The organism is Staphylococcus sp. LKG4-2 (assembly GCF_050955665.1).
GTDB lineage: Bacteria > Bacillota > Bacilli > Staphylococcales > Staphylococcaceae > Staphylococcus > Staphylococcus saprophyticus.
The window spans coordinates 2505133-2518710 of record NZ_CP194532.1; the positions used below are offsets into that span (position 1 = coordinate 2505133).

General features: G+C 45.3%; 1 protein-coding gene, 9 tRNA genes and 6 rRNA genes. All 16 read right to left on the reverse strand.

Annotation, left to right across the window (positions count from 1 at the left end; translation table 11 throughout):
- Positions 1-40: 40 nt before the first annotated feature.
- Positions 41-2963 (reverse strand): 23S ribosomal RNA (locus tag ACM6UH_RS12350).
- Between the two features lie 284 nt (positions 2964-3247).
- Positions 3248-4800 (reverse strand): 16S ribosomal RNA (locus ACM6UH_RS12355).
- Positions 4801-5043: 243 nt separating this feature from the next.
- Positions 5044-5158: ribosomal RNA gene (gene rrf / locus ACM6UH_RS12360) — 5S ribosomal RNA — on the reverse strand.
- A 78-nt stretch (positions 5159-5236) separates the two neighbouring features.
- Positions 5237-8159, reverse strand: a 23S ribosomal RNA gene (locus tag ACM6UH_RS12365).
- Between the two features lie 188 nt (positions 8160-8347).
- Positions 8348-8424 (reverse strand) — tRNA-Ile (locus ACM6UH_RS12370).
- A gap of 99 nt (positions 8425-8523) precedes the next feature.
- Positions 8524-10076 (reverse strand): 16S ribosomal RNA (locus tag ACM6UH_RS12375).
- 150 nt (positions 10077-10226) lie between these two features.
- Positions 10227-10302, reverse strand: a tRNA-Ala gene (locus ACM6UH_RS12380).
- 19 nt (positions 10303-10321) lie between these two features.
- Positions 10322-10395: transfer RNA gene (locus ACM6UH_RS12385), tRNA-Pro, on the reverse strand.
- 27 nt (positions 10396-10422) lie between these two features.
- Positions 10423-10499 (reverse strand) — tRNA-Arg (locus tag ACM6UH_RS12390).
- A 13-nt stretch (positions 10500-10512) separates the two neighbouring features.
- Positions 10513-10601 (reverse strand) — tRNA-Leu (locus tag ACM6UH_RS12395).
- An 8-nt stretch (positions 10602-10609) separates the two neighbouring features.
- Positions 10610-10684: transfer RNA gene (locus ACM6UH_RS12400), tRNA-Gly, on the reverse strand.
- A gap of 14 nt (positions 10685-10698) precedes the next feature.
- Positions 10699-10771: transfer RNA gene (locus ACM6UH_RS12405), tRNA-Lys, on the reverse strand.
- A gap of 6 nt (positions 10772-10777) precedes the next feature.
- Positions 10778-10853: transfer RNA gene (locus tag ACM6UH_RS12410), tRNA-Thr, on the reverse strand.
- 13 nt (positions 10854-10866) lie between these two features.
- Positions 10867-10942, reverse strand: a tRNA-Val gene (locus ACM6UH_RS12415).
- Positions 10943-10966: 24 nt separating this feature from the next.
- Positions 10967-11081, reverse strand: a 5S ribosomal RNA gene (gene rrf, locus ACM6UH_RS12420).
- Together the 16S, 23S and 5S rRNA genes with 9 tRNA genes alongside form the textbook arrangement of a ribosomal RNA operon.
- 488 nt (positions 11082-11569) lie before the next feature.
- Positions 11570-13057 (reverse strand): lysine--tRNA ligase, encoded by a 1488-nt coding sequence (lysS, locus tag ACM6UH_RS12425; RefSeq protein ID WP_011303859.1) that lies wholly within the window; start codon positions 13055-13057, stop codon positions 11570-11572.
- Between the last annotated feature and the right edge of the window lie 521 nt (positions 13058-13578).

The window sequence follows — 13578 nt, forward strand, 5'->3', positions numbered from 1 at the left end:
GTAAGTAAAATATGATTCAACCAAACAAAACATTTAAAATTTGATTAAGTCTTCGATCGATTAGTATTCGTCAGCTGCACATATCGCTATGCTTCCACCTCGAACCTATTAACCTCATCATCTTTGAGGGATCTTATAACCGAAGTTGGGAAATCTCATCTTGAGGGGGGCTTCATGCTTAGATGCTTTCAGCACTTATCCCGTCCATACATAGCTACCCAGCGATGCCGTTGGCACGACAACTGGTACACCAGAGGTATGTCCATCCCGGTCCTCTCGTACTAAGGACAGCTCCTCTCAAATTTCCTACGCCCACGACGGATAGGGACCGAACTGTCTCACGACGTTCTGAACCCAGCTCGCGTACCGCTTTAATGGGCGAACAGCCCAACCCTTGGGACCGACTACAGCCCCAGGATGCGATGAGCCGACATCGAGGTGCCAAACCTCCCCGTCGATGTGAACTCTTGGGGGAGATAAGCCTGTTATCCCCGGGGTAGCTTTTATCCGTTGAGCGATGGCCCTTCCATGCGGAACCACCGGATCACTAAGTCCGTCTTTCGACCCTGCTCGACTTGTAAGTCTCGCAGTCAAGCTTCCTTATGCCTTTACACTCTATGAATGATTTCCAACCATTCTGAGGAAACCTTTGAGCGCCTCCGTTACTCTTTAGGAGGCGACCGCCCCAGTCAAACTGCCCATCTGACACTGTCTCCCACCATGATAAATGGTGCGGGTTAGAAATCCAACACAGCGAGGGTAGTATCCCACCAACGCCTCCACGTAAGCTAGCGCTCACGTATCTCAGGCTCCTACCTATCCTGTACAAGCTGTGCCGAATTTCAATATCAGACTACAGTAAAGCTCCACGGGGTCTTTCCGTCCTGTCGCGGGTAACCTGCATCTTCACAGGTACTATGATTTCACCGAGTCTCTCGTTGAGACAGTGCCCAAATCGTTACGCCTTTCGTGCGGGTCGGAACTTACCCGACAAGGAATTTCGCTACCTTAGGACCGTTATAGTTACGGCCGCCGTTTACTGGGGCTTCGATTCGTAGCTTCGCAGAAGCTAACCACTCCTCTTAACCTTCCAGCACCGGGCAGGCGTCAGCCCCTATACATCACCTTACGGTTTAGCAGAGACCTGTGTTTTTGATAAACAGTCGCTTGGGCCTATTCACTGCGGCTCTCCTGGGCGTTAACCCTAAAGAGCACCCCTTCTCCCGAAGTTACGGGGTCATTTTGCCGAGTTCCTTAACGAGAGTTCGCTCGCTCACCTTAGAATTCTCATCTTGACTACCTGTGTCGGTTTGCGGTACGGGCACCACAATTCTAGCTAGAGGCTTTTCTTGGCAGTGTGAAATCAACGACTCGAGGAAACAATTTCCTCTCCCCATCACAGCTCAATCTTAAGAGTGCCGGATTTGCCTAACACTCAATCTCACTGCTTGGACGTACAATCCAATCGTACGCTTCGCCTATCCTACTGCGTCCCCCCATCGCTTAAAACGAATAATGGTGGTACAGGAATATCAACCTGTTATCCATCGCCTACGCCTATCGGCCTCAGCTTAGGACCCGACTAACCCAGAGCGGACGAGCCTTCCTCTGGAAACCTTAGTCAATCGGTGGACGGGATTCTCACCCGTCTTTCGCTACTCACACCGGCATTCTCACTTCTAAGCGCTCCACATGTCCTTGCGATCATGCTTCAACGCCCTTAGAACGCTCTCCTACCATTGTCCTTACGGACAATCCACAGCTTCGGTAATATGTTTAGCCCCGGTACATTTTCGGCGCAGTGTCACTCGACTAGTGAGCTATTACGCACTCTTTAAATGATGGCTGCTTCTAAGCCAACATCCTAGTTGTCTGGGCAACGCCACATCCTTTTCCACTTAACATATATTTTGGGACCTTAGCTGGTGGTCTGGGCTGTTTCCCTTTCGAACACGGACCTTATCACCCGCGTTCTGACTCCCAAGTTAAATTGATTGGCATTCGGAGTTTGTCTGAATTCGGTAACCCGATAAGGGCCCCTCGTCCAAACAGTGCTCTACCTCCAATAATCATCACTTGAGGCTAGCCCTAAAGCTATTTCGGAGAGAACCAGCTATCTCCAGGTTCGATTGGAATTTCTCCGCTACCCACAACTCATCCGCTCACTTTTCAACGTAAGTCGGTTCGGTCCTCCATTCAGTGTTACCTGAACTTCAACCTGGTCATGGGTAGATCACCTGGTTTCGGGTCTACGACCAAATACTCAACGCCCTATTCAGACTCGCTTTCGCTACGGCTCCACATTCACTGCTTAACCTTGCATCAAATCGTAACTCGCCGGTTCATTCTACAAAAGGCACGCCATCACCCATTAACGGGCTCTGACTACTTGTAAGCACACGGTTTCAAGTTCTATTTCACTCCCCTTCCGGGGTACTTTTCACCTTTCCCTCACGGTACTGGTTCACTATCGGTCACTAGAGAGTATTTAGCCTTGGGAGATGGTCCTCCCAGATTCCGACGGAATTTCTCGTGTTCCGTCGTACTCAGGATCCACTCAAGAGTGAACAAACTTTCGACTACAGGATTATTACCTTCTTTGATTCATCTTTCCAGATGATTCGTCTAGTCTGTTCTTTTGTAACTCCGTATAGAGTGTCCTACAACCCCAACAAGCAAGCTCGTTGGTTTGGGCTCTTCCCGTTTCGCTCGCCGCTACTCAGGGAATCGATTTTTCTTTCTCTTCCTGCGGGTACTAAGATGTTTCAGTTCTCCGCGTCTGCCTTCAGATATGCTATGTATTCACATATCGATAACACGACATAACTCGTGCTGGGTTTCCCCATTCGGAAATCTCTGGATCAAAGCTTACTTACAGCTCCCCAAAGCATATCGTCGTTAGTAACGTCCTTCGTCGGCTTCTAGTGCCAAGGCATCCACCGTGCGCCCTTAATAACTTAATCTTTTTTGACTTTCAACACGAACAAGTCGGTTGAAAACCCAAAATGTTATTAATCTGTGAGTGTTCTTTCGAACACTAGCGATTATTTCTTTTTGAATTCAAAGCTTGTTAAAAAACTCTAATTCACTCGGTTTTGCTTGGTAAAATCATAAATTTTACTTACTTATCTAGTTTTCAATGTACAAAATTATGCAATGAATACTCCAATGAGCATTCAAAACTGAATACAATATGTCAATGTTATTCCTACATCTTCGTAAGAAGATGTTCCGAATATATCCTTAGAAAGGAGGTGATCCAGCCGCACCTTCCGATACGGCTACCTTGTTACGACTTCACCCCAATCATTTGTCCCACCTTCGACGGCTAGCTCCATAAATGGTTACTCCACCGGCTTCGGGTGTTACAAACTCTCGTGGTGTGACGGGCGGTGTGTACAAGACCCGGGAACGTATTCACCGTAGCATGCTGATCTACGATTACTAGCGATTCCAGCTTCATGTAGTCGAGTTGCAGACTACAATCCGAACTGAGAACAACTTTATGGGATTTGCATGACCTCGCGGTTTAGCTGCCCTTTGTATTGTCCATTGTAGCACGTGTGTAGCCCAAATCATAAGGGGCATGATGATTTGACGTCATCCCCACCTTCCTCCGGTTTGTCACCGGCAGTCAACCTAGAGTGCCCAACTTAATGATGGCAACTAAGCTTAAGGGTTGCGCTCGTTGCGGGACTTAACCCAACATCTCACGACACGAGCTGACGACAACCATGCACCACCTGTCACTTTGTCCCCCGAAGGGGAAGGCTCTATCTCTAGAGTTTTCAAAGGATGTCAAGATTTGGTAAGGTTCTTCGCGTTGCTTCGAATTAAACCACATGCTCCACCGCTTGTGCGGGTCCCCGTCAATTCCTTTGAGTTTCAACCTTGCGGTCGTACTCCCCAGGCGGAGTGCTTAATGCGTTAGCTGCAGCACTAAGGGGCGGAAACCCCCTAACACTTAGCACTCATCGTTTACGGCGTGGACTACCAGGGTATCTAATCCTGTTTGATCCCCACGCTTTCGCACATCAGCGTCAGTTACAGACCAGAAAGTCGCCTTCGCCACTGGTGTTCCTCCATATCTCTGCGCATTTCACCGCTACACATGGAATTCCACTTTCCTCTTCTGCACTCAAGTTTCCCAGTTTCCAATGACCCTCCACGGTTGAGCCGTGGGCTTTCACATCAGACTTAAGAAACCGCCTACGCGCGCTTTACGCCCAATAATTCCGGATAACGCTTGCCACCTACGTATTACCGCGGCTGCTGGCACGTAGTTAGCCGTGGCTTTCTGATTAGGTACCGTCAAGACGTGCACAGTTACTTACACGTTTGTTCTTCCCTAATAACAGAGTTTTACGAGCCGAAACCCTTCATCACTCACGCGGCGTTGCTCCGTCAGGCTTTCGCCCATTGCGGAAGATTCCCTACTGCTGCCTCCCGTAGGAGTCTGGACCGTGTCTCAGTTCCAGTGTGGCCGATCACCCTCTCAGGTCGGCTACGTATCGTCGCCTTGGTAAGCCGTTACCTTACCAACTAGCTAATACGGCGCGGGTCCATCTATAAGTGATAGCAAAACCATCTTTCACTTTAGAACCATGCGGTTCCAAATGTTATCCGGTATTAGCTCCGGTTTCCCGAAGTTATCCCAGTCTTATAGGTAGGTTACCCACGTGTTACTCACCCGTCCGCCGCTAACGTCAAAGGAGCAAGCTCCTTATCTGTTCGCTCGACTTGCATGTATTAGGCACGCCGCCAGCGTTCATCCTGAGCCAGGATCAAACTCTCCATAAATGAATTATGATGTTTGATTAGCTCATAAAATACTAATTTGTGTTATCTCTAACACTTGTTTTGAACCAACAATTTAATGTTGTGTTCGGAATTAACGTTGACATATTGCAATTCAGTTTTCAATGTTCATTTCTTCAATCACAAGAATTAATTTTACTTGTTTTGACTTATAAAGTCAAGAACTTTTTCAATTTTTTTGTTAAAACTTCCATAAAAAAACGACCCAAAGGTCAAAATGGAATTGCCTGGCAACGTCCTACTCTTGCGGAACGTAAGTCCGACTACCATCGGCGCTAAGGAGCTTAACTTCTGTGTTCGGCATGGGAACAGGTGTGACCTCCTTGCCATTGTCACCAGACAATGAAATGTATGAAATTATACATTCAAAACTAGATAGTAAGTAAAATATGATTCAACCAAACAAAACATTTAAAATTTGATTAAGTCTTCGATCGATTAGTATTCGTCAGCTGCACATATCGCTATGCTTCCACCTCGAACCTATTAACCTCATCATCTTTGAGGGATCTTATAACCGAAGTTGGGAAATCTCATCTTGAGGGGGGCTTCATGCTTAGATGCTTTCAGCACTTATCCCGTCCATACATAGCTACCCAGCGATGCCGTTGGCACGACAACTGGTACACCAGAGGTATGTCCATCCCGGTCCTCTCGTACTAAGGACAGCTCCTCTCAAATTTCCTACGCCCACGACGGATAGGGACCGAACTGTCTCACGACGTTCTGAACCCAGCTCGCGTACCGCTTTAATGGGCGAACAGCCCAACCCTTGGGACCGACTACAGCCCCAGGATGCGATGAGCCGACATCGAGGTGCCAAACCTCCCCGTCGATGTGAACTCTTGGGGGAGATAAGCCTGTTATCCCCGGGGTAGCTTTTATCCGTTGAGCGATGGCCCTTCCATGCGGAACCACCGGATCACTAAGTCCGTCTTTCGACCCTGCTCGACTTGTAAGTCTCGCAGTCAAGCTTCCTTATGCCTTTACACTCTATGAATGATTTCCAACCATTCTGAGGAAACCTTTGAGCGCCTCCGTTACTCTTTAGGAGGCGACCGCCCCAGTCAAACTGCCCATCTGACACTGTCTCCCACCATGATAAATGGTGCGGGTTAGAAATCCAACACAGCGAGGGTAGTATCCCACCAACGCCTCCACGTAAGCTAGCGCTCACGTATCTCAGGCTCCTACCTATCCTGTACAAGCTGTGCCGAATTTCAATATCAGACTACAGTAAAGCTCCACGGGGTCTTTCCGTCCTGTCGCGGGTAACCTGCATCTTCACAGGTACTATGATTTCACCGAGTCTCTCGTTGAGACAGTGCCCAAATCGTTACGCCTTTCGTGCGGGTCGGAACTTACCCGACAAGGAATTTCGCTACCTTAGGACCGTTATAGTTACGGCCGCCGTTTACTGGGGCTTCGATTCGTAGCTTCGCAGAAGCTAACCACTCCTCTTAACCTTCCAGCACCGGGCAGGCGTCAGCCCCTATACATCACCTTACGGTTTAGCAGAGACCTGTGTTTTTGATAAACAGTCGCTTGGGCCTATTCACTGCGGCTCTCCTGGGCGTTAACCCTAAAGAGCACCCCTTCTCCCGAAGTTACGGGGTCATTTTGCCGAGTTCCTTAACGAGAGTTCGCTCGCTCACCTTAGAATTCTCATCTTGACTACCTGTGTCGGTTTGCGGTACGGGCACCACAATTCTAGCTAGAGGCTTTTCTTGGCAGTGTGAAATCAACGACTCGAGGAAACAATTTCCTCTCCCCATCACAGCTCAATCTTAAGAGTGCCGGATTTGCCTAACACTCAATCTCACTGCTTGGACGTACAATCCAATCGTACGCTTCGCCTATCCTACTGCGTCCCCCCATCGCTTAAAACGAATAATGGTGGTACAGGAATATCAACCTGTTATCCATCGCCTACGCCTATCGGCCTCAGCTTAGGACCCGACTAACCCAGAGCGGACGAGCCTTCCTCTGGAAACCTTAGTCAATCGGTGGACGGGATTCTCACCCGTCTTTCGCTACTCACACCGGCATTCTCACTTCTAAGCGCTCCACATGTCCTTGCGATCATGCTTCAACGCCCTTAGAACGCTCTCCTACCATTGTCCTTACGGACAATCCACAGCTTCGGTAATATGTTTAGCCCCGGTACATTTTCGGCGCAGTGTCACTCGACTAGTGAGCTATTACGCACTCTTTAAATGATGGCTGCTTCTAAGCCAACATCCTAGTTGTCTGGGCAACGCCACATCCTTTTCCACTTAACATATATTTTGGGACCTTAGCTGGTGGTCTGGGCTGTTTCCCTTTCGAACACGGACCTTATCACCCGCGTTCTGACTCCCAAGTTAAATTGATTGGCATTCGGAGTTTGTCTGAATTCGGTAACCCGATAAGGGCCCCTCGTCCAAACAGTGCTCTACCTCCAATAATCATCACTTGAGGCTAGCCCTAAAGCTATTTCGGAGAGAACCAGCTATCTCCAGGTTCGATTGGAATTTCTCCGCTACCCACAACTCATCCGCTCACTTTTCAACGTAAGTCGGTTCGGTCCTCCATTCAGTGTTACCTGAACTTCAACCTGGTCATGGGTAGATCACCTGGTTTCGGGTCTACGACCAAATACTCAACGCCCTATTCAGACTCGCTTTCGCTACGGCTCCACATTCACTGCTTAACCTTGCATCAAATCGTAACTCGCCGGTTCATTCTACAAAAGGCACGCCATCACCCATTAACGGGCTCTGACTACTTGTAAGCACACGGTTTCAAGTTCTATTTCACTCCCCTTCCGGGGTACTTTTCACCTTTCCCTCACGGTACTGGTTCACTATCGGTCACTAGAAAGTATTTAGCCTTGGGAGATGGTCCTCCCAGATTCCGACGGAATTTCTCGTGTTCCGTCGTACTCAGGATCCACTCAAGAGTGAACAAACTTTCGACTACAGGATTATTACCTTCTTTGATTCATCTTTCCAGATGATTCGTCTAGTCTGTTCTTTTGTAACTCCGTATAGAGTGTCCTACAACCCCAACAAGCAAGCTCGTTGGTTTGGGCTCTTCCCGTTTCGCTCGCCGCTACTCAGGGAATCGATTTTTCTTTCTCTTCCTGCGGGTACTAAGATGTTTCAGTTCTCCGCGTCTGCCTTCAGATATGCTATGTATTCACATATCGATAACACGACATAACTCGTGCTGGGTTTCCCCATTCGGAAATCTCTGGATCAAAGCTTACTTACAGCTCCCCAAAGCATATCGTCGTTAGTAACGTCCTTCGTCGGCTTCTAGTGCCAAGGCATCCACCGTGCGCCCTTAATAACTTAATCTTTTTTGACTTTCAACACGAACAAGTCGGTTGAAAACCCAAAATGTTATTAATCTGTGAGTGTTCTTTCGAACACTAGCGATTATTTCTTTTTGAATTCAAAGCTTGTTAAAAAACTCTAATTCACTCGGTTTTGCTTGGTAAAATCATAAATTTTACTTACTTATCTAGTTTTCAATGTACAAAAAATGGTGGGCCTAAGTGGACTCGAACCACCGACCTCACGCTTATCAGGCGTGCGCTCTAACCAGCTGAGCTATAGGCCCATTTATTTTTGAATACTCCAATGAGCATTCAAAACTGAATACAATATGTCAATGTTATTCCTGCATCTTCGTAAGAAGATGTTCCGAATATATCCTTAGAAAGGAGGTGATCCAGCCGCACCTTCCGATACGGCTACCTTGTTACGACTTCACCCCAATCATTTGTCCCACCTTCGACGGCTAGCTCCATAAATGGTTACTCCACCGGCTTCGGGTGTTACAAACTCTCGTGGTGTGACGGGCGGTGTGTACAAGACCCGGGAACGTATTCACCGTAGCATGCTGATCTACGATTACTAGCGATTCCAGCTTCATGTAGTCGAGTTGCAGACTACAATCCGAACTGAGAACAACTTTATGGGATTTGCATGACCTCGCGGTTTAGCTGCCCTTTGTATTGTCCATTGTAGCACGTGTGTAGCCCAAATCATAAGGGGCATGATGATTTGACGTCATCCCCACCTTCCTCCGGTTTGTCACCGGCAGTCAACCTAGAGTGCCCAACTTAATGATGGCAACTAAGCTTAAGGGTTGCGCTCGTTGCGGGACTTAACCCAACATCTCACGACACGAGCTGACGACAACCATGCACCACCTGTCACTTTGTCCCCCGAAGGGGAAGGCTCTATCTCTAGAGTTTTCAAAGGATGTCAAGATTTGGTAAGGTTCTTCGCGTTGCTTCGAATTAAACCACATGCTCCACCGCTTGTGCGGGTCCCCGTCAATTCCTTTGAGTTTCAACCTTGCGGTCGTACTCCCCAGGCGGAGTGCTTAATGCGTTAGCTGCAGCACTAAGGGGCGGAAACCCCCTAACACTTAGCACTCATCGTTTACGGCGTGGACTACCAGGGTATCTAATCCTGTTTGATCCCCACGCTTTCGCACATCAGCGTCAGTTACAGACCAGAAAGTCGCCTTCGCCACTGGTGTTCCTCCATATCTCTGCGCATTTCACCGCTACACATGGAATTCCACTTTCCTCTTCTGCACTCAAGTTTCCCAGTTTCCAATGACCCTCCACGGTTGAGCCGTGGGCTTTCACATCAGACTTAAGAAACCGCCTACGCGCGCTTTACGCCCAATAATTCCGGATAACGCTTGCCACCTACGTATTACCGCGGCTGCTGGCACGTAGTTAGCCGTGGCTTTCTGATTAGGTACCGTCAAGACGTGCACAGTTACTTACACGTTTGTTCTTCCCTAATAACAGAGTTTTACGAGCCGAAACCCTTCATCACTCACGCGGCGTTGCTCCGTCAGGCTTTCGCCCATTGCGGAAGATTCCCTACTGCTGCCTCCCGTAGGAGTCTGGACCGTGTCTCAGTTCCAGTGTGGCCGATCACCCTCTCAGGTCGGCTACGTATCGTCGCCTTGGTAAGCCGTTACCTTACCAACTAGCTAATACGGCGCGGGTCCATCTATAAGTGATAGCAAAACCATCTTTCACTTTAGAACCATGCGGTTCCAAATGTTATCCGGTATTAGCTCCGGTTTCCCGAAGTTATCCCAGTCTTATAGGTAGGTTACCCACGTGTTACTCACCCGTCCGCCGCTAACGTCAAAGGAGCAAGCTCCTTATCTGTTCGCTCGACTTGCATGTATTAGGCACGCCGCCAGCGTTCATCCTGAGCCAGGATCAAACTCTCCATAAATGAATTATGATGTTTGATTAGCTCATAAAATACTAATTTGTGTTATCTCTAACACTTGTTTTGAACCAACAATTTAATGTTGCGTTCGGAATTAACGTTGACATATTGCAATTCAGTTTTCAATGTTCATTTCTTCATTAATAATCAATATGGTGGAGACTAGCGGGATCGAACCGCTGACCTCCTGCGTGCAAAGCAGGCGCTCTCCCATCTGAGCTAAGCCCCCATACTATTTTCAAAAAGAGTCGGGAAGACAGGATTCGAACCTGCGACCCCTTGGTCCCAAACCAAGTGCTCTACCAAGCTGAGCTACTTCCCGTATATATAATTAACATGCATTTTAAAATGGTGCGCCCGACAGGGGTCGAACCTGTAACCTCTTGATTCGTAGTCAAGTACTCTATCCAGTTGAGCTACGGGCGCTATATTAAAATGATGGTGCCGAGGACCGGAATCGAACCGGTACGATAATCACTTATCGCAGGATTTTAAGTCCTGTGCGTCTGCCAGTTCCGCCACCCCGGCAAAAATAATGGAGCAGAAGACGGGATTCGAACCCGCGACCCCGACCTTGGCAAGGTCGTATTCTACCGCTGAACTACTTCTGCAAAATGAAACTGGATGAGCCATAGTGGGCTCGAACCACTGACCCTCTGATTAAAAGTCAGATGCTCTACCAACTGAGCTAATGGCTCATGAAATGGTGCCGGCCAGAGGACTTGAACCCCCAACCTACTGATTACAAGTCAGTTGCTCTACCAGTTGAGCTAGGCCGGCTATTCATTTGAAATGGTGGAGGATGACGGGTTCGAACCGCCGACCCTCTGCTTGTAAGGCAGATGCTCTCCCAGCTGAGCTAATCCTCCACATAAAATCAATTCGATTACTAAGCCTGGCAACGTCCTACTCTTGCGGAACGTAAGTCCGACTACCATCGGCGCTAAAGAGCTTAACTTCTGTGTTCGGCATGGGAACAGGTGTGACCTCTTTGCTATTGCCACCAGACAAAATAACTTACTCAATTAATGATACATTGTTTAACGATTATTTGCAATAGTCAATTTTACACTATCTTTAAATTTTCTTTACAAGATCTTTACTTGAATATTTGTTATGTAATAACTCGTTTTTGACGACTTTTATATATTACAACGTTTTAACTTTTAAGTCAATAGCTTTTCAAACATTTACTTAAATTATTTTGTTGCATTTGTTAAGCCGTATCTCGTTTCTTTAACTCGACTTGAACTATCTTAACATATAGAAACTGACTTTTCCATCCTTTTTTCAGTTTATTTTTATATTTTTATAGCAGAATCTTACTTAAATGTATCTTATTACTTTAAAGAATTAAATTCATGTACTGATTTTCTTCTAAGTTATATTATATTCGCGATAAACACGCCTTGTAAATAGCATAAAAAAAGATCAATCTTCACACATCAATTACATGATGTATAAAGATTGATCCAGTTCTATTATATTTATCGCTATTATTTTTGTCTCATATAAGGGAACAGTAATACGTCTCTAATAGAGGCAGAATCTGTAAGTAACATAACCAATCTGTCAATTCCGATTCCTAATCCACCTGTAGGAGGCATACCATATTCTAACGCCTCGATAAAGTCTTCATCCATTTCATGTGCTTCATCGTTGCCTTGTTCTTTTTCTACTAATTGCGCTTCAAATCTTGCTCTTTGATCGATTGGATCATTTAATTCAGTAAATGCATTACCGTGTTCTCTTCCAACAATAAACAACTCAAAGCGATCTGTAAATCTTGGATCTTCCGCATTTTTCTTAGCTAATGGAGAGATTTCAATTGGGTGACCGTATACAAATGTTGGTTGAATGAGTGTTTCTTCAACTTTTTGTTCAAAGAACTCATTTAATATATGACCATATTTCATATTATCTGTAATTTCTATGCCATGTTCTTTAGCAGCTATTTTCGCATCTTCGTCACTTTGAATGTTGAAGAAGTCGACACCCGTTTCTTCTTTAACGGCATCGGCCATATGGATTCGTTTCCATTTAGATTCTAAATCTATTGTTTCTTCTCCATACGTTACTTTCGCAGTACCTAATACTTTTTCAGATATATGTCTAATCATATTTTCTGTAATATCCATAATATCATGATAATCAGCGTAAGCTTCATATAATTCAATCATAGTAAATTCCGGATTATGTCTTGTAGACACACCTTCATTTCTAAATACACGACCTATTTCATAAACTTTTTCTAATCCACCAACAATTAAACGTTTCAAATGTAATTCAATCGCAATTCTCATATATAAGGTAGCGTCTAACGCATTATGATGTGTAACGAAAGGACGTGCAGCTGCTCCACCTGCGATTTGGTGCATCATAGGTGTTTCTACTTCTAAAAATCCTTGTTGATTTAAATAGTTACGCATCTCTTGCAATATTTTACTACGTTTAATGAATGTTTGTGTACTATCTTGGTTAGTAATTAGGTCTAAATAACGCTGACGATAACGTTGTTCTATATCTTGTAAGCCATGGAACTTATCTGGGAGTGGACGTAAGGCTTTTGTTAATAAAGTGAATGACTGTGCTTTAACTGATAGTTCACCAGTGTTAGTTTTAAACATTACGCCTTCCACGCCTACTATATCTCCAAGATCTGCAGAATTCCAAATAGCAAATTGATCTTCACCTACTTGGTCTTTTCTTACATAAATCTGTATTTGACCACTTAAATCTTGAACGTGTGCAAAGCCCGCTTTACCTTTTCCGCGTTTCGTCATTAAACGTCCAGCAATACTTACATGACTTTCTTCTTCTTTTTCATGTAATTCTTCTTTGCTAAATTGATCCCAGTCTTCATGTAATGGGGTTGCCATTGAAGTACGATCAAATTTTTGACCAAATGGATCTATTCCTAAATCATATAGTTCTTGTAATTTTTGGCGACGGACCTGCATTTGGTCATTCATTTCTTCTGACATAACTTTCTCTCCTTTATGCTTCTTGTTCTACTTTCACTTTCTATTGCTTGGACTTCTAATTGAAATATTTAAATAAAAATGATCATTTATTACCAAATTTCAACTTAACAAAACATTTTCTGCTTTGTTTATTCTTAGAAGTGAGTATCCTTAAGGATAGCTAAACACATTCATATGTACTTCTCACATTCCAACTTTCTCACTCTTCAATTCTACTAGACGATGCAAACGGAATAAAGTTATTTAAACTTTTTTCTGCATTTTATTGATTCACTTATAAATACTTAATTTCAAATAGATAATCGTGCAACTGACACGCGGCCAGTGATTAAATACTGATAGTTACATATGCAGTTCTTCATAAAAAGCACTAAGTTATACGCGTCAATGGGTGCATGCATATATTTTATATGCCTAAATCGCTCCACATGTACTCACACGACTGACAGTAACTCATTAAATTCAATCCATATAATGTACGTGCACATAACCGCTTCAAAAATACGCATTTACGCACATTT

What these genes read in the sequence shown, in the direction of transcription:
- lysS (WP_011303859.1), bottom strand. Translation starts at nt 13,057, where the DNA reads ATGTCAGAAGAAATGAATGACCAAATGCAGGTCCGTCGCCAAAAATTA.